Annotated in this window: 18 protein-coding genes; 10 read left to right on the top strand and 8 right to left on the bottom strand. The window is 74.1% G+C overall.

Features of this window, described 5'->3' with window-relative positions; all coding sequences use genetic code 11:
- Nucleotides 1–68 precede the first annotated feature (68 nt).
- On the bottom strand, nucleotides 69–1,883 hold the full coding sequence (locus ACI79S_RS00120; RefSeq protein WP_456591407.1) for a phosphoenolpyruvate carboxykinase (GTP): 1,815 nt from the start codon (nucleotides 1,881–1,883) through the stop codon (nucleotides 69–71).
- Nucleotides 1,884–2,095: 212 nt separating this feature from the next.
- Here ACI79S_RS00120 and ACI79S_RS00125 point away from each other — a divergent pair, with 212 nt between their 5' ends.
- Nucleotides 2,096–3,259 (top strand): NADH:flavin oxidoreductase/NADH oxidase, encoded by a 1,164-nt coding sequence (locus tag ACI79S_RS00125; protein WP_456591408.1) that lies wholly within the window; start codon nucleotides 2,096–2,098, stop codon nucleotides 3,257–3,259.
- On the opposite strand, the gene ACI79S_RS00130 is transcribed toward ACI79S_RS00125, so the two are convergent.
- Nucleotides 3,235–3,765, bottom strand: coding sequence for an SRPBCC family protein (locus tag ACI79S_RS00130; protein WP_456591409.1), 531 nt, complete (start codon nucleotides 3,763–3,765; stop codon nucleotides 3,235–3,237). The two genes, ACI79S_RS00125 and ACI79S_RS00130, sit on opposite strands and share 25 nt — an antisense overlap.
- Nucleotides 3,762–4,091, bottom strand: coding sequence for an ArsR/SmtB family transcription factor (locus tag ACI79S_RS00135; RefSeq protein ID WP_456591410.1), 330 nt, complete (start codon nucleotides 4,089–4,091; stop codon nucleotides 3,762–3,764). The genes ACI79S_RS00130 and ACI79S_RS00135 overlap by 4 nt, the downstream gene beginning before the upstream one ends.
- Nucleotides 4,092–4,164: 73 nt before the next feature.
- Between ACI79S_RS00135 and ACI79S_RS00140 the strand changes: the two genes are divergently transcribed.
- The 3 genes from ACI79S_RS00140 (at nucleotide 4,165) to ACI79S_RS00150 (ending at nucleotide 5,688) form a co-directional block, all read left to right on the top strand.
- Entirely contained in the window at nucleotides 4,165–4,383 is a 219-nt protein-coding gene (locus ACI79S_RS00140; protein ID WP_456591411.1) for a hypothetical protein, read from the top strand.
- Nucleotides 4,384–4,451: 68 nt separating this feature from the next.
- Complete coding sequence (locus tag ACI79S_RS00145; protein WP_456591412.1) at nucleotides 4,452–4,694, top strand: acyl carrier protein; 243 nt, start codon at nucleotides 4,452–4,454, stop codon at nucleotides 4,692–4,694.
- Nucleotides 4,695–4,725: 31 nt separating this feature from the next.
- A complete protein-coding gene (locus ACI79S_RS00150) occupies nucleotides 4,726–5,688 on the top strand; it encodes an NAD(P)H-dependent flavin oxidoreductase (RefSeq protein ID WP_456591413.1) in 963 nt (320 codons plus the stop codon).
- Here ACI79S_RS00150 and ACI79S_RS00155 read toward each other — a convergent pair.
- From ACI79S_RS00155 to ACI79S_RS00165, 3 genes are read right to left on the bottom strand one after another with little or no spacing between them, the layout of a single operon-like run.
- The gene (locus tag ACI79S_RS00155) at nucleotides 5,685–6,377 is read right to left on the bottom strand and encodes a DsbA family oxidoreductase (RefSeq protein ID WP_456591414.1); all 693 of its coding nucleotides are present in this window, start codon (nucleotides 6,375–6,377) and stop codon (nucleotides 5,685–5,687) included. The two genes, ACI79S_RS00150 and ACI79S_RS00155, sit on opposite strands and share 4 nt — an antisense overlap.
- A gap of 45 nt (nucleotides 6,378–6,422) precedes the next feature.
- Complete coding sequence (locus ACI79S_RS00160; RefSeq protein WP_456591415.1) at nucleotides 6,423–6,800, bottom strand: FKBP-type peptidyl-prolyl cis-trans isomerase; 378 nt, start codon at nucleotides 6,798–6,800, stop codon at nucleotides 6,423–6,425.
- Nucleotides 6,788–8,143 (bottom strand): MFS transporter, encoded by a 1,356-nt coding sequence (locus ACI79S_RS00165; protein WP_456591416.1) that lies wholly within the window; start codon nucleotides 8,141–8,143, stop codon nucleotides 6,788–6,790. Before ACI79S_RS00165 ends, ACI79S_RS00160 begins: the two co-directional genes overlap by 13 nt.
- Before the next feature lie 120 nt (nucleotides 8,144–8,263).
- Here ACI79S_RS00165 and ACI79S_RS00170 point away from each other — a divergent pair, with 120 nt between their 5' ends.
- The 6 genes from ACI79S_RS00170 (at nucleotide 8,264) to ACI79S_RS00195 (ending at nucleotide 13,870) form a co-directional block, all read left to right on the top strand.
- The gene (locus ACI79S_RS00170) at nucleotides 8,264–8,653 is read left to right on the top strand and encodes a VOC family protein (protein ID WP_456591417.1); all 390 of its coding nucleotides are present in this window, start codon (nucleotides 8,264–8,266) and stop codon (nucleotides 8,651–8,653) included.
- A 37-nt stretch (nucleotides 8,654–8,690) separates the two neighbouring features.
- Nucleotides 8,691–10,400 carry a glycoside hydrolase family 13 protein gene (locus ACI79S_RS00175; protein WP_456591418.1) on the top strand — a complete coding sequence of 570 codons (1,710 nt, stop codon included), beginning with the start codon at nucleotides 8,691–8,693 and terminating at the stop codon, nucleotides 10,398–10,400.
- 99 nt (nucleotides 10,401–10,499) lie between these two features.
- Nucleotides 10,500–11,183, top strand: a complete 684-nt coding sequence (locus tag ACI79S_RS00180; RefSeq protein WP_456591419.1) for an MFS transporter — start codon at nucleotides 10,500–10,502, stop codon at nucleotides 11,181–11,183.
- Nucleotides 11,171–11,599, top strand: coding sequence for a hypothetical protein (locus tag ACI79S_RS00185; protein WP_456591420.1), 429 nt, complete (start codon nucleotides 11,171–11,173; stop codon nucleotides 11,597–11,599). Before ACI79S_RS00180 ends, ACI79S_RS00185 begins: the two co-directional genes overlap by 13 nt.
- 91 nt (nucleotides 11,600–11,690) lie before the next feature.
- Nucleotides 11,691–12,818 carry an FUSC family protein gene (locus ACI79S_RS00190; protein WP_456591421.1) on the top strand — a complete coding sequence of 376 codons (1,128 nt, stop codon included), beginning with the start codon at nucleotides 11,691–11,693 and terminating at the stop codon, nucleotides 12,816–12,818.
- A 41-nt stretch (nucleotides 12,819–12,859) separates the two neighbouring features.
- Entirely contained in the window at nucleotides 12,860–13,870 is a 1,011-nt protein-coding gene (locus ACI79S_RS00195; protein ID WP_456591422.1) for a DNA polymerase III subunit beta family protein, read from the top strand.
- Here the strand turns inward: ACI79S_RS00195 and ACI79S_RS00200 are convergent.
- Nucleotides 13,857–14,657 (bottom strand): alpha/beta fold hydrolase, encoded by an 801-nt coding sequence (locus ACI79S_RS00200; protein WP_456591423.1) that lies wholly within the window; start codon nucleotides 14,655–14,657, stop codon nucleotides 13,857–13,859. The two genes, ACI79S_RS00195 and ACI79S_RS00200, sit on opposite strands and share 14 nt — an antisense overlap.
- Nucleotides 14,658–14,789: 132 nt before the next feature.
- Nucleotides 14,790–16,049 (bottom strand): acyl-CoA dehydrogenase family protein, encoded by a 1,260-nt coding sequence (locus tag ACI79S_RS00205; RefSeq protein ID WP_456591424.1) that lies wholly within the window; start codon nucleotides 16,047–16,049, stop codon nucleotides 14,790–14,792.
- Nucleotides 16,050–16,067 lie beyond the last annotated feature (18 nt).

The raw sequence follows: 16,067 nt of genomic DNA on the forward strand, positions 1-16,067 counted from the left end.
GCGGGCGCGGGGACGACGAAGGGCCCGGACCGCGGCTGCGGTCCGGGCCCTTCGCGACGTGGTCTTCGTCAGGCGAGGCGGCTCTTGAGGATCTCCAGCTCGTCCCACATGGTGCTGGGCAGCTTCTCGCCGAACTTCTCGAACCACTCGGTGATCTGCGGGATCTCCTCCCGCCATTCCTCGGGCTTGACCGCCAGGGCCTGCTCGACCTGCTCGGTGGTCATGTCCAGGCCCGACACGTCGAGGGAGTCCGGCGTGGGCACGTGGCCGACGGGCGTCTCGACGGCGGCCGCGGTGCCCTCGAGGCGCTCGATGACCCACTTGAGCACGCGGCTGTTCTCGCCGAAGCCCGGCCACAGGAAGCCGCCGTCGGCGTCCCGGCGGAACCAGTTGACGTAGAAGATCTTCGGCAGCTTGCTGGCGTCGTGCTGCTTGCCGGTCTCGACCCAGTGGCCGAAGTAGTCACCGGCGTTGTAGCCGATGAACGGCAGCATGGCGAACGGGTCGCGGCGGACGACGCCGACGGCGCCGGTCGCGGCGGCGGTGGTCTCCGAGGAGAGCGTCGCGCCCATGAACACGCCGTGGTTCCAGTCCCGGGCCTCGGTGACCAGCGGGATGGTGGTCTTCCGGCGGCCACCGAAGAGGATCGCCGAGATCGGCACGCCCTTGGGGTCGTCGTACTCCGGCGCCAGGATCGGGCACTGGGTGATCGGGGTGCAGAACCGCGAGTTCGGGTGGCTGGACAGCTCGTCGGACTCCGGCGTCCAGTCCCGGCCCTTCCAGTCGGTGAGGTGGGCCGGCGGCTCGTCGGTCATCCCCTCCCACCAGATGTCGCCGTCGTCGGTGAGGGCGACGTTGGTGAAGACCGAGTTGCCCTTGTCGATCGTGCGCATGGCGTTGGGGTTGGTGTCCCAGCCGGTGCCCGGCGCCACGCCGAAGAGGCCGTACTCGGGGTTCAGCGCGTAGAGGCGCCCGTCCTCGCCGAAGCGCATCCAGGCGATGTCGTCGCCCAGGGTCTCGACCTTCCAGCCGGGGATGGTCGGCTCCAGCATCGCCAGGTTGGTCTTCCCGCAGGCCGAGGGGAAGGCGGCGGCGATGTAGTAGGTCTTCTGCTGCGGGTTGGTGAGCTTGAGGATCAGCATGTGCTCGGCCAGCCAGCCCTCGTCGCGGGCCATGACCGAGGCGATCCGGAGCGAGTAGCACTTCTTGCCCAGCAGCGCGTTGCCGCCGTAGCCGGAGCCGTAGGACCAGATGGCCCGCTCCTCGGGGAAGTGCACGATGTACTTGGTGTCGCTGCACGGCCACGGCACGTCGGCCTGGCCGGGCTCCAGCGGGGCGCCGAGGGAGTGCATCGCCGGCACGAACGGCCGGTCGGAGCCCATCGCCTCGAGGATGCGGCTGCCGATGCGCGCCATGACCCGCATCGAGACGACGACGTACTCGGAGTCGGTGAGCTCGACGCCGAACATCGGATTCTCGGCCTCGACCGGGCCCATGCAGAACGGGATGACGTACATCGTCCGGCCGCGCATGCACCCGCGGTACAGCTCGGTCATGATCGACTTCATCTCGTCGGGGGCCATCCAGTTGTTGGTGGGCCCCGCGTCGGCCTCGTCGACCGAGCAGATGAAGGTGCGGTCCTCGACGCGCGCGACGTCGCTGGGGTCCGACGCGCACCAGAACGAGTTGGGCTTCTTCTCCAGCGGCGTGAAGGTGCCCGCGTCGACGAGCTTCCGGGTGAGCCGCTCCCACTCCTCGTCGCTGCCGTCGACCCAGACCACCTGGTCCGGCGTCGTCAGCTCCGCCATCTCGCGCACCCAGGCCAGCAGCCGGGCGTGCGTCGTGGGGGCGTTCTCCAGACCTGGGGTGGCCACGGTGGTCACGGCGTCTCCATCCTCTGCGTCGCCGGGGCGGACTTCCGTCCCGACGGTGGTGCCCTTCGAGCCGCGGCCGCGGAGCGGCCGTACGGATCGGGTCAGCGTACAAGCGCCGAGATGCGCCCGTAACGAGACAAATGTTACGTATAGGACGTCTACCGCTCAGCTCGGAACAGGCTGCTCAGGGGCGGTGTTCGCCACACTTCGTGGGCTCCCCCGTGCTTTTCTCGCCACTCCGTCTCCGTGATGTGACGCTACGCAACCGCCTCGCCGTTGCGCCGATGTGCCAGTACTCGGTGACCGACGGCCGGGTCGGCGACTACCACCTCGTGCACCTCGGCCGGTTCGCCCTGGGGGGCTTCGGGCTGGTGGTCGTGGAGGCCACGGCCGTCACGCCGGAGGGACGGATCAGCCACGGCGACGTCGGCCTGTGGTCCGACGAGCACGTGCCCGGTCTGGCCCGGGTGGTGGACTTCCTGCACGCCGAGGGCGCGGCCGCCGGCATCCAGCTGGCGCACGCCGGCGCCAAGGCCAGCAGCCGGCGGCCGTGGGACGGCTCGGGGCCGGTGACCCTGGACGACGCCCACCCGGGGGAGGCCCCGTGGCCGACGGTCTCGGCGTCCGCCGTGCCGGCCGGGGACGGGTGGCCGGTGCCGCACGCGCTGACCGAGGCGGAGCTCGCGGAGGTGCGCGACGCGTTCGTCGCCGCCGCCCGGCGGGCCGAGGCCGCGGGGTTCGACGTCGTGGAGGTGCACGCCGCGCACGGCTACCTGCTGCACCAGTTCCTCTCCCCGCTCACCAACCGGCGCGACGACGGGTACGGCGGCTCGCGCGAGGGCCGGATGCGGTTCCCGCTCGAGGTGGTCGACGCGGTGCGCGCCGCCTGGCCGGCGGGCAGGCCGCTGCTGGTCCGGGTCTCCGCCGTCGACGGCTCGGGGGACGGGCTGACCGTCGAGGACACCGTGGCCTTCGCCCGGGAGCTGCGCGCCCGCGGGGTGGACGCCGTCGACGTCTCCGGCGGCGGCATCGGCGGGGGCTGGGAGCACCCGCTCGGCTACGGCTACCAGGTGCCCTACGCGGCCACCGTCCGCGCCGGGGCCGACCTGCCGACCATGGCCGTCGGGCTGGTCGTGGACGCCCGGCAGGCGGAGGCGATCGTCGCCGGCGGCGCGGCGGACCTGGTGGCGATAGCCCGGGAGGCCCAGGACGACCCGAACTTCGCCGTCCACGCCGCCCGCGCGCTCACCGGCACCTACGACGCCTATCCCGTGCAGGCCGGGCCGCGGCTGGCCTCGCGCGACCGGTTCCTCGGCCGGCTGGGCCCGTGGACCGGCCCGGACCCGGTGCAGGTGGTGGATCAGGCCTCCGCCGCGCGGCCGTAGGCCGGGCCGACCTCGGCGGCGAAGCCGGCCCAGTCCGCGGCCGCGGGCGGGCCGCCCAGCTCGCCGTCGAGCTTGTCGAGGTACCAGTGCCAGCCCATCGCGAAGTCGGTGACCTCGACGCCGCCGGCGAAGAACTGGACGAAGCGGAGGACGGTCCGCTCGCCCTCGACGAACAGGTCCAGGTCGATCCGCCACACGCCGGAGCCCTCCTGCTCCTGCACCCACTCGACGACCAGCCGCCGCGGCGGGTCGCACTCGACGATCGTCATCGGTTCCCCGACCGGCTCGTCCTCGTGGGTCATCGTGAAGGTGCCCGTGCCACCGGGCCGCCGCTCGCCGTCGTAGCTGCCGATCCAGCGGGCGAGGCGGTCGGGCTCGGTGAGCGCCGCCCAGACGTCGTCGATGGGATCGGGCCAGCTGCGCCGGAACTCCAGCCGCTGCCGGCCGTCCGGCTCGGTGGTGACGACGCCGCGCCGGGTCCCGAGGTCGCTGTCGGGTGGGGTCATGTCGGTTCTCCGTTCCTGCGCGCCCGCCGGCCGCGGGCGATCTCGGTGTCCAGGGCATCCAGCCGCTGCGCCCACAGGTCGCGGTAGGGCTCGAGCCAGTCGTCGATCTCCCGCAGCGGCCGCGGGTCCAGCGAGTAGCGGCGCTCGCGCCCGTCGGCACGCACGCGGACCAGCCCGGCCTCGCGCAGCACCCGCAGGTGCCTGCTGATCGCCGGGCGGCTCACCCGGAACGGTGCCGCCAGCTCTCCCGCGGTCCGCTCGCCGCGGGCCAGCAGCGCGACCAGCTCCCGCCGGGTCGGGTCCGCCAGCGCCTGCAACGCCTCCACGCGAGATGTGTAACACGTGGGTTACGCATCGGCCGAGGGGTTGGGTCGCGGCACCCCGGGAAAGGAGGCGTCCATGACCGTCACCGACCCCGACACCCCCGACGCGCTCAACGACCCCCGCACCCTGCAGGCCGACCCGGGCGCCTACGGCGAGGGCGCCGACCTGGCCTCGACCGAGGACGACGCGACGTCGACCGGCGAGGACGAGCTGCCCACCAGCCAGAACCTGGCGGACGAGGCGGGCGGCAGCGACGTCACCGGCGGCGCGTTCGGCGAGACCCCGCCGGCCTGACCGTGTGACGAACCGGTCCGCCCGGGTATGGCGGGGTCGTCCGACCCACCCTGAACCGAGGAGGACCGATGGCCACCGGTGAGACCGGCTTCGAGGACGTCTACTACGACCTCGTCTCCGTCCAGTACCACTCGCTCAAGGCCGGGCACGACTACGGCCAGTACGTCCGGGACGCCGAGAACGCGGGCCTGGACGACGTCGCGGCGTTCTTCCGCGAGGTCATGGAGCAGGACTCCCAGCGCGCGCGCCGCTGCCACGAGTTCCTGGGCCGCCTGCAGGGCACCGAGCAAGGGGGGCCGGCCACCCAGTGACGCCGCGGTGGGTCGGCGAGACGATGGGCGCGTGCTCACCACCTCGCTGACCCGCCGGTTCGGTCTCACCGCGCCCGTCGTCGGCGCCCCCATGGCCGGTGTGGCCGGGGGCGCGCTCGCGCGGGCGGTGTCCCTCGGCGGCGGGCTCGGCATGATCGGCGTCGGCAGCACGACGCCCGCGGAGTTCCTCACCGCGCAGTGCGCGATCCCGCGCACCGACGGGCTCCCCTTCGGCGTCGGGCTGATGGCCTGGGCGCTCGGCGACCGCCCCGAACTGCTCGACGCGACGATCGAGGCGCAGCCCGACCTGGTCTCGGTGTCCTTCGGCGACCCGGCGCCCTGGGTCCCACGGCTGCACGACGCCGGGATCGCCGTCGCCACGCAGGTCAACACCGTGGCCGACGTGCACCGCGCGCTGGCCGCCGGGGTCGACGTCGTGGTGGCGCAGGGCAGCGAGGCCGGCGGGCACACCGGGCACCGGGCCACCCTCCCGCTGCTGCAGGAGGTGCTCGCGCTCAGCGACCGCCCGGTGCTCGCGGCCGGCGGGATCGCCACCGGCGCGGGCGCCGCCGCGGTGCTGGCAGCGGGGGCGGCCGGCGTCTGGATCGGCACGCCCCTGCTCTCCTGCCCGGAGGGGCTCAACTCCCCCGCCGCCCGCGCTCGCGTGCGCGCCGCGGCCGGGGAGGACACCGTGCTCACCCGTGCCTTCGACGTCGCCCAGCGGCTGCCGTGGCCGGAGCGCTGGCCGGGCCGCGCGCTGGCGAACGAGTTCTCCCGCACCTGGCACGGCCGGGAGGCCGAGCTCGCCCGGGACGACGCCGCCGCGGAGCGGGTGGCCGACGCCCGGGCGACCGACGACCTGGAGCAGGCACCGGTCTACGCCGGGGAGTCGGTGGGCCTGGTGACGGCGGAGCGCTCGGCGGCCGACGTCGTCCGCGACCTCACCGCCGACGCCGAGCAGGCGCTGCGGCGGGTCGCGCAGCTGCTGGGTTAGACGGCGCAGCTGTCGTCGGTGCAGCCCTCGGCGGCCGGGACGGTGATCAGCGGGTGGGCATCGGCCCAGGCCCGCTCCAGCACCTGCAGCAGCAGCTCGGCCGGCTGGGCGCCGGCGGCCCCGTACTTCCGGTCGACGACGAAGAACGGCACCCCGGTGGCGCCCAGCGACTGCGCGGTGGCGGCGTCCTGGCGGACGGCGTCCCGGTACCGGTGGTCGGTCAGCGCGGCGCGGACCTCGGCCTCGTCCAGGCCCACCTGGGTCGCGAGGGGCACGAGCGAGTCGACGTCGAAGACCGGGCGCCCCTCCTCGAAGTAGGCGTGCAGCAGGAGCTCCTTGAGCTCGTTGCGCTTGCCCCGCTCGGCGGCCAGGTGCAGCAGCTCGTGCGCCAGGAGGGTGTTGCCGCTGACGGCATCGGTCAGGTGGTACTCCAGCCCCTCACCGGCCGCGACCTGCTCGACCTGGGCCATGTTCGCCCGCATCTGCTCGACGCTGGTGCCGTACTTGCGGGCCAGCGCCGGCAGCGTCGGGTGCACCTCGCCCTCCGGCGCCGAGGGGTCGAGCTGGAAGGAGCGCCACACGACCTCGACCTGGTCCCGGTGCGGGAACTGCTCGAGCGCGGCCTCCAGCCGGCGCTTGCCGATGTAGCACCACGGACAGACGACGTCGGACCAGACCTCTACCTGCATGCCCGGCCCAACGTCGTTGCCTCTTCAACCATTCCGTCCCGGCGGCTAGCGGATCCCGACCAGGTCCACCACGAAGACGAGCGTGGCGCCGGGCTTGATGACGCCGCCGGCGCCGCGGTCGCCGTAGGCCTTGTGCGGCGGGATGGTCAGCCGGCGGCGGCCGCCGACCTTCATGCCGACGATCCCCTCGTCCCAGCCCTGGATGACCATGCCGACGCCCACCCGGAACTCCAGCGGGTCGCCGCGGTCCCAGGAGGCGTCGAACTGCTCGCCGCCCTCGTGGGTCACGCCGACGTAGTGGCAGCTCACCAGATCGCCGGCCTTCGCCTCGGCGCCGTCGCCGACGACGAGGTCCTCGATCACCAGGTCGTCGGGCGCCGGCCCGGTGGGCGGCTCGACGTCCGGTCGGGTCAGCTCAGCCACGGTTCTCCCTCCCGCGCCGGGTCTCTCCCGGCGTCGTCGTCACCCATCCAAGCAGCGGGTGGCACGGGCGGCTCCTCCGCGACCGCAGGGGCCCCGGCGTCGAGGGGGTGGGCGATCTCGTCGGCGGGGAGGCGCGCGGCCCAGATGGCGACGACGGCGAAGACCGGCGGGGCCAGACCCGCCACCAGGAAGGCACCGGACCGCCCGACCAGCTCGGCCAGCGGCGCCGCGAGCGCCATCGACAGCGGCATGAGGCTCAGCGAGACGAAGAAGTCGAGGCTGGAGACCCGCCCCAGCAGCTCGGCCGGCACCCGGCGCTGCAGCAGCGTGCCCCAGATGACCATGCCGGCCTGCGAGGTGCCGCCGACCACGGCCGCCGCGGCGAGCATGACCACGAGGTCGGTGGTGAAGCCGAACGCGACGAGCGGGATGCACCCCAGCCCCCACAGCAGGGTCATCACCGTGAGGTAGCGGCGCGGCAGCCGCCAGGAGGCGACCAGCAACGAGCCCAGCGCCCCGCCGAAGCCGAAGGCGACCAGCACCCAGGCGTGCTGGCGGGCCCCGCCGCCGGCGTCGGCGATGGCGAACGGGACGAGCACCTCGAACGGGCCGATGAAGGCCAGCAGCATGAAGGCGGCGAACAGCAGCGTCGCGAGCAGCCACGGGGTGGCGACCATGTACCGCACGCCCTCGCGGACGTCGGCGAGCAGGCCGGGCGGCGGCTCGCCGTCGCCCGGCGGACGGCGGCGCACGGGGGTGCTGGGCAGGGCCCACAGGCAGGCGGCGGCGAGGAAGGCCGCCGCGGCGGTGGCCGCCAGCGCCGCCCCCGGCGAGTACGCGGCGACGAGGAAGCCGGCCGCCGCGGGCCCGGCCGCCTGGCCCAGCACGGGGCGGACCGCGCCCTCCAGCCCGTTGACCGCGAGCAGGTCCTCCGCGGGCACGATGGCGGGCACCAGCGCCGAGTAGGCGGGGTAGAACATCCCCAGGGCGACGCCGTCGACGAGCGAGACCAGCGCCAGCTGCCACAGCTCGAGCACGCCGGTGAGCGACAGCGCGGCCGCCACCGAGACCGCGCCCCCCTGCAGGAGCGCGACGAGCAGCAGCAGCCGCCGCTGGGGCACCCGGTCGGCCAGCGCCCCGCCGAGCAGCGTCGTCACCAGCATGCCGCCGGAGCTGAGCGCGGCGACCAGGGACAACGCCCCCGGGCCACCGTCGAGGCCGACGACCTGCCAGACCATGGCGATCGCCCACAGCCCCTGGGTGAGCAGGGACAGCGCCATCGCGGCCGCGAGCAACCGGTAGGAGGCATGCCGGAGCGGCGCCAGGGCGCGGGGCAGCAGCACAGGTCACCTCCCGGGGTCGGGGCCCATCCTGGCCGACGGGTGCGACGGATCCCCACCCAGTTCGCGGACGGCGCGACGGATCGGCACCTGAGCGGGCCCGCGCCGCTACGGTCGGGGGGCATGATCGACCACCTGGGTCTGCAGTGCGCCGACGCCGAGGCGGCGGCCGCCTTCTACCAGCGTGTCTTCGCGACCTGCGGCGTCCGCGAGGCGATGCGGATCGACACCCCGAACGGGCCGGTGATCGGGCTGTGCGGGCCCGACGGGCAGCCGCAGCTGTGGACGAGCCCCGCCGAGGACACCGGCCACCGCCCGGCCCACCTGGCGCTGGCGGCACCCTCGCGCGCGGCCGTCGACGAGGTGTTCGCGGCGGCCCGGGCGGCGGGCGCGGAGATCCTGCACGAGCCGCGGGAGTGGCCCGAGTACCACCCGGGCTACTACGGCGTCTTCTTCCGGGATCCCGACGGCAACAACGTGGAGGCCGTGCACCACGGGTTCCCGGTGCCCTGACCGTGCGGCGGGCCGCCCGGCGTGCTGGGCTGGGCGCATGCCCGTCGAGCAGCCCCCGTGGTGGACCCGTGCCGTCGTCTACCAGGTCTACCCGCGCTCGTTCGCCGACTCCGACGGCGACGGGATCGGTGACCTCGGCGGCATCCTGCTGCACGTCGACCACCTGGCCGACCTCGGCGTCGACGTCCTCTGGCTCTCGCCGGTCTGCCCCTCGCCGCAGGCCGACAACGGCTACGACATCAGCGACTACCGCGACATCGATCCGCTGTTCGGCACGCTGGAGCAGCTCGACGAGCTGATCGAGGCGCTCCACGCCCGCGGGATGAAGCTGGTGATGGACCTGGTGGTCAACCACACCAGCGACCAGCACCCGTGGTTCCTGGAGTCGCGGTCGTCGAAGGACTCCCCCAAGCGGGACTGGTACTGGTGGCGGCCGCCGCGGCCCGGCATGGCGGCCGGCGCCCCGGGCGCGGAGCCGACGAACTGGCAGTCGTTCTTCTCCGGCCCGACCTGGGAGCTCGACGAGGCCAGCGGCGAGTACTACCTGCACCTGTTCGACCGCCGGCAGCCCGACCTCAACTGGGAGAACCCGGAGGTCCGGCAGGCGGTGTACGAGATGATGCGGTGGTGGCTCGACCGCGGGGTCGACGGCTTCCGCATGGACGTCATCAACATGATCAGCAAGGACGTCGGCCCGGCCGGCGAGCTGCACGACGGGCCGCCGCTGCCCGGCTCGTCGCTGGGTGACGGCTCGGCCTCCTACCTGTGCGGCCCGCGCATCCACGAGTTCCTGCAGGAGATGCACCGCGAGGTGTTCGCCGGTCGGGACGGGGCGCTGCTCACCGTCGGCGAGATGCCGGGGGTGACCGTCGAGCAGGCCCGGCTGTTCACCGACCCGGCCCGCGCCGAGGTGGACATGGTCTTCCAGTTCGAGCACGTGGGGCTGGACCACGGGACGTCGAAGTGGGACATCCACCCGCTGCGGATGCGCGACCTCAAGGCCTCGTTCGGCCGCTGGCAGGCGGGGCTGGCCGAGGTGGGGTGGAACTCCCTCTACTGGGACAACCACGACCAGCCGCGCGCGGTCTCCCGCTTCGGCGACGACTCGCCGCGGTACCGCCGCGACTCGGCGACCTGCCTCGCCACGCTGCTGCACCTGCACCGGGGGACGCCGTACGTCTACCAGGGCCAGGAGATCGGGATGGCGAACTACCCGTTCACCTCGCTGGAGGAGTTCGTCGACGTCGAGTCGCTCAACCACCACGTGCACGCCGTCTCCGCCGGCCACGACCCGGCGGAGGTGCTGGCCGCGCTGCGGTGCATGAGCCGGGACAACGCCCGCACGCCGGTGCAGTGGGACGCCTCGCCGCACGCCGGCTTCACCTCCGGGACGCCGTGGCTGGCGGTGAACCCCGACCACGTGGACTGGAACGTGGCGGCGCAGCGGGACGACGACGCCTCGGTGCTCGCCCACTACCGGCGGCTCATCGCGCTGCGGCACACCGACGACGTCGTCGCCCTGGGCGACTTCACGATGCTGCTGCCCGACCACGAGGACGTGTACGCGTTCACCCGCTCGCTGGCCGGCGTGGAACTGCTCGTCGTCTGCAACATGTCGCGGACGCCGTACCGGTTGGCCGAGCTGCTGCCCGAGGCGCCGGCCGCCGAGCTGGTGCTGGGCAACATGGGCGATGACGACCCCGCCGAGCTGCGCCCCTGGGAGGCCCGCGTCCTGCGCCTGCCGTGACATCCCAGGACCGACCCGGAGCGCCACGGGCGCGGACCACCGCCGAGCGCCCGGAAACGCGTCGCCGGCAGCCGAGGGCACGCCTAGGGTGTCCTCCCTGTGGGGCGGGTCGTCGAGGCAGTGCTCCCGGCCCGCCTGGGGACGTCGTTCCGCTGGCTGGTCGGCTCCTCCTGGGTGACCAACCTCGGTGACGGCATCGCGCTGGCGGCCGGGCCCCTGCTGGTGGCGTCGCAGACCAGCGACCCGTTCCTCGTCGCGCTCGCCGCCCTGCTGCAGCGGCTGCCCTGGCTGCTGTTCGGCCTCTACGCCGGGGCGCTCGCCGACCGGGTGGACCGCCGGCTGCTGGTGATCGCCGTCGACGTGGCGCGCGCCGTCGTCCTCGGCGTCCTGACGCTCGCCCTCGTCACCGGCCGAGCGGGTATCGCGGTGGTCCTCACCGCGATGTTCCTGCTGGGCACCGCCGAGGTCTTCGCCGACACCACCTCCGGGACGCTGCTGCCCATGGTCGTCGACCGCGCCGACCTCGGCGTCGGCAACGCCCGGATGATGGCCGGTGCGCTGACCATGAACCAGATGGCCGGTCCTGCCCTGGGCGCCGTGCTGTTCGCGGCGGGCTCGGCCTGGCCGTTCCTGGTGCAGGGGGTCTGCGTGGCGCTCGGCGCGCTGCTGCTCGTGCGCATGGCCCTGCCCCCGCTCCCCCGCGCGCCGGGGGAGCGGCACGTCCGCCGGGAGATCGTCGAGGGGCTGCGCTGGCGTGGGGCAACGGCCCGGTGCGCACGCTGACGATCACGATCGTCACCTTCAACGTCACCTACGGCGCCGCGTGGTCGGTGCTGGTGCTCTACGCGACCGAGACGCTGGGCATGGGCGCGATCGGGTTCGGGCTCCTGACGACGGTGACGGCGGTGGGTGGACTGCTCGGCACCGCGTCCTACGACTGGCTGGCCCGGCGCGCCGGCCTCGCCCTGCTCATGCGCGTCGGGCTGGTCATCGAGACCCTCACGCACCTGGGCCTGGCGCTGACCACGGTCCCGTGGGTCGCGGCGACGATCCTGTTCGTCTTCGGCGCGCACGCCTTCGTCTGGGGGATCACCGGACCGTTCTGGTTCGCCTTCGTCGGCTCGGCGGTGATCCTCGCGCTCATCTGGCGCGAGCTGGCCCACGTCGCGCACGCCGACGAGGCCGCGCCCACGGGCTGACCACGAGCTCGGCCGCGGCAGCGCGTCCCCGCCCGCCGTGGTGCAATGCCAGGTCCGGGAGGACGACCTCCCGGCGACGGACGGGACGGTGATGCAGCACTCCAGCTCCCGGTCCGGCGACGGGTCCGGGCACCGCCGCTCCTGGTGGGGGGCGGCGCGCCGCACCTGGGCCCGGCACCCCCGGATCGGCCTGGCGGTGCGAGCCGCCGTCGCGGCCACGCTCGCCTGGTGGCTGGCCCTCCTGGTCCCCGGCCCCCTCTCGGACTACCCGTACTACGCCCCGCTCGGCGCGGTCATCGCCACCACCGCGTCCACCCTGGCCGGCTCGGTCCGCTCGTCGGTGCAGACGGTCGCCGCCATCGCGCTGGGTGCCGGGGTCGCCCTGGTCGGCGACGTGCTGATCGGCCAGCGGCTGGTCACCCTCGCCGTCGTCATCGCCGTCAGCGTCGTGCTCTCCGGGTGGGAGCGGCTGGGCAGCGCCAGCAGCTGGCTGTCCACGGCCGCGTTGTTCATCCTGCTCTTCGGCAACGAGAACACGACGGCGTACGTGCTCGGCTACCTCGGGCTCACCTTCATGGGGGCGCTCGTGGGCGTCGCCGTGACCGCCGCCTTCCCGCCGCTTCCCCTGACACCGGCGGAACAGTCGCTCGCGACCCTGCGGGACGCCCTCGCCGGGCAACTGGACGACCTGGTCGACGGGTTGCGGCAGGAGCACCCACCCACGCAGGACGAGTGGCGCGGCCGGATCCGCACGCTCGACCCGCTGCTGGCCCACATGCGCGACGCCGTCCGGCAGACCGACGAGGCGCGCCGGGGCAACCGCCGCGCGACCCGGTACCGGGAGGCGGCCGACCGTCAGTACCGGCAGGCCCGGGCGCTCGAGCGCCTGACGCTGCTCGTCGAGGACCTCACCCAGCTGATCGCCGAGACCGAGCTCGCCGACCAGGAGACGGTCCCGCTGGGGCCGCGGCTGCGACCTCCGGCATCCCGGGCCCTGGCCGCCCTGGCGGACGTGCTCCGCTCGGTCGGCGGCGCGACGGCCGACCCCGAGGCCATCCGCCGGGCCGATGCCGCGCTGGCCGAGTTCACCACCGAGCTGCGCCGCGCCCGGGCCACCACCGACGACGACCTGCTCGACGCCGGGAACATCGCCGGCGCCGTCCGCCGGTCGCTGGAGTCCGTCCGCCCGACCGAGGCGGCCGCCCGGAACGGGGACTGACCCTTGACCCTCGACCCGGTCGAGGCCCGACGGTGAGCGGCGTGGAGGAACACCTGCGGGGCATCGGCCGGCTGGCCCGGGAGTCCGGGCTGACGGTGAGCGCGCTGCGGTTCTACGACGGCGCCGGGGTGCTCGTGCCGGCGCACGTGGACCCGTGGAGCGGCTACCGCTGGTACAGCGACGACCAGGTCGTCGTCGCCCGGCTCGTGGCCCGGCTGCGGCGGGTGGGCATGCCGCTCGCCGAGATCCGCCGGGTGGTCGAGCACCGGGAGGAGCGGGCCGTCGTCGACGGCGTCCTCGAGGCGCACCTGCGGCGCCTCGAGGACGGGCTGGCCGACGCCCGGCGGGAGCTCTTCCACGCCCGATCCCTACTGGCCCAGGAGAGCCCGATGACCAGCATCAGCACCACGACCGCCGCCCTGCTCGACGCCCTGCGCGCCGTCCGCTTCGCGGTCGGCACCGACCCCGGGCTGCCCATGCTCACCGGCGTGCTGCTCGACGTCGCCGACGACGCCGTCCGCGTCGTGGCCTCCGACCGCTACCGGCTGGCGGTCCGCACCATCGCCGCCGACGTCACCGGCCCGCAGGGCAGCGCCATCCTCCCGATCTCCCTCGTCGACGAGCTCCTCGGGACGACGGCGCTCGGCCCGGCGACGGTGCGGGTGGAGGGGGACGACGTCGCGGTCGACCTCGGCGAGCGCTCGCTGCGGGCGCCCCGGGTGGATGCCGACTTCCCCGACTACCGGCGGGTCCTGCGTGGATCGGGCAGCGCCCAGGTGGAGATCGACGTCGCCCGGTTCCGCGGCGAACTCGCCGCCGCGCCCACCCGGACGGTCCGGCGCCCGGAGGACGGCATCGAGGAGACCGCCGCCGTGCTCAGCCTCGGCGGCGTCGAGCTGGGGGTGAACCGGGAGTTCCTGCTGGAGGCGCTGGACGCCGAGGACGCCGGGCAGCTGGTCCTCGACCTCGACGGCCCGATCGCCCCGCTGGTGCTCCGCCGGCCCGGTCGGACCGAGGACGTCAGCCTGCTGATGCCGATCAGGCTGGACTGACGCCGCCGCTGGTGCGGTCGAGGACCAGCCGGACGGTCTCCTCGGGCCGGTCCCACTGCGGGAAGTGCCCCGACCCCTCGAACCAGTACAGCTCGGCGTCGGGGAACGCCTCGACCGCCCGGGCCGCCTGGCGGGCCAGCGTCACCCGGTCGCGCCGCCCCCAGCCGATCGTCAGCCGCCCGGGCAGCGTGCCGGCCGGCGCACCCTGCTGCGTCGGACCACGGGCCAGGTCGTCGAGCACCGCGTCGAAGGACGGCGAGGCGACGTAGCCCTCGAGCTCGGTGCGGACGACGTCGGCGTCCAGGGCCCAGGGGCGGGCGGAGAACTGCGCCAGCAGGGCGGTCCGGCCGGCCGGGTTGCCCAGCAGCGCGGGCAGCACCGGGCGGATGCGGCGCAGCAGGCCCACCGACGCGGCGATGCTGGTGCGGAAGACGGCGGACTCCCGCTCGGTCCAGAAGCCACCGGGGTCGAGGGCGACGCCGTCCCCGCCGATCCCCCGGCGACCCAGCTCCAGCACCATCCGCGCGCCCATCGAGCTGCCGACCAGCGGCGCCCCGGTCAGCCCCTCCGCGACCAGCCACTCCTGCAGCGAGTCGGTGAGCGCGGTCATCGACGGATCGGGCAGGGGCGGGGTGTCCCCCGCGAAGCCCGGGAGGTCGACGGCGACCACGGTGCGCTCGGCCGACAGCGCCGGGAGGACCGTCTCCCACGAGCGCCACGAGCCCCCGAGACCGTGCACGAGGACGAGCGGCGGTCCGGATCCTGCGCGGTGCGCGGCGAGCTGCATCCGCAGGCCCTACCCCCTCCGGCGGCCGGAAGTCCCCGCGACCGCCGGGCGAGGGCACCGTTCGTGCACGAAACGCGCCTTCCTCGCCTGCGAGAGCACGTTTCGTGCACGAACCGTGCAGGAGTTCGGGCCTCAGCCGAGCGGGCTGCGCGGCAGCAGGCGGTCGCTGATGATCCGCTTCTGGATCTCGCTGGTGCCCTCGAAGATCGTGGTCAGCCGGGCGTCGCGCCAGTGCCGCTCGACCTGCCGCTCGGTGGTGTAGCCGTTGCCGCCGTGTAGCTGCATGGCCTGGTTGGTCACCCGCACCGACATCTCGGTGGCCTCGAGCTTCACCATCGACGCCTCCTTGGCCACCGGCAGCCCCAGGTCGAGCAGGTGGGCGACCTGGCGGTAGAAGGCGCGGGACTGCTCGATCTGCGCCGCCATCTCGGCGATGTTGAAGCGCAGCGCCTGGAAGTCGCCGATCGGGTGGCCGAACTGCTCGCGCTCCTGCAGGTAGCGGATCGAGTCCTCCAGCGCGGCGCGCGCCAGGCCCACCGCGCGCGCCGCGGTGTGCACCCGGGCGGTGTTCAGGAACTTCTGCGCCTCGGCGAACCCGGCCTGCTTGGCGGCGTCGCCCTCCTCGGCGCTGTCCTCCTGCGCGGCCTTGGCCTGGTCGATGACGTTCTCGCGGGGGATGCGGACACCGTCGAAGGTGAGGTCCCAGGTGAGGAAGCCGTGGTAGCCGATCTTGTCGATCGGGTGCCCGGACAGGCCCTCGGGGAACGCGCCGCGCTCCTTCTCCAGCAGCAGGTTGATCAGGCCGGCCGAGCGGGACTCCCCCGGCTCCGGGTCCCGCTCGCGGACGAGCACCTGGATGAAGTCGGCGGCCTTGGCGTTGCCGCACCAGCGCTTGTGCCCGGTGACGATCCACTCGTCGCCGTCGAGCACCGCGCGGGTGGAGACCCCGGCGAGGTCGGAGCCGGCGTCGGGCTCCGACAGCGCGATCGCACCGATCCACTCCCCCCGGGCGCTGCGGGCCATCAGCTCGTGCCGGCGGTCGGCGTCGAGCACCGCCGTCCCCAGCCCCTGCGACCGGGCCAGGATGCTCGCCGTCGACATCCAGGCGCGGGCCAGCTCCTCGCTGACCATGCAGTACTCGAAGACGCCGAGGCCCAGCCCGCCCTGCTCGGCCGGCACGGTGATGCCGAACCAGCCTCGCTCGGCCATACCGGAGAGGAGCGACGCCGGGATCTCGCCCTTCTGCGGGTCCAGCTCGTTCGCGACCGGCAGCACCTCGTCCATCGCGAACCGGCGCGCCTGCTCCTGCAGCGCCTCCCGCTCCGGGGTGTGCCACGGCGGCAGCAGCACCGGCGGCTGCGGCTCGAGGATCTCGGTCTCGGTCGACGGCACTGTCGGCCTCCTCGGTCA

The sequence above is a fragment of the Blastococcus sp. SYSU DS1024 genome, from assembly GCF_054050795.1.

Excerpts from the sequence above, each read along its gene's own strand:
- ACI79S_RS00130 (WP_456591409.1), bottom strand. The coding sequence starts at position 3,765 with ATGACCCCACCCGACAGCGACCTCGGGACCCGGCGCGGCGTCGTCACC.
- ACI79S_RS00140 (WP_456591411.1), top strand. The coding sequence starts at position 4,165 with ATGACCGTCACCGACCCCGACACCCCCGACGCGCTCAACGACCCCCGC.
- ACI79S_RS00145 (WP_456591412.1), top strand. The coding sequence starts at position 4,452 with ATGGCCACCGGTGAGACCGGCTTCGAGGACGTCTACTACGACCTCGTC.
- ACI79S_RS00155 (WP_456591414.1), bottom strand. The coding sequence starts at position 6,377 with ATGCAGGTAGAGGTCTGGTCCGACGTCGTCTGTCCGTGGTGCTACATC.
- ACI79S_RS00170 (WP_456591417.1), top strand. The coding sequence starts at position 8,264 with ATGATCGACCACCTGGGTCTGCAGTGCGCCGACGCCGAGGCGGCGGCC.
- ACI79S_RS00175 (WP_456591418.1), top strand. The coding sequence starts at position 8,691 with ATGCCCGTCGAGCAGCCCCCGTGGTGGACCCGTGCCGTCGTCTACCAG.
- ACI79S_RS00190 (WP_456591421.1), top strand. The coding sequence starts at position 11,691 with ATGCAGCACTCCAGCTCCCGGTCCGGCGACGGGTCCGGGCACCGCCGC.
- ACI79S_RS00200 (WP_456591423.1), bottom strand. The coding sequence starts at position 14,657 with ATGCAGCTCGCCGCGCACCGCGCAGGATCCGGACCGCCGCTCGTCCTC.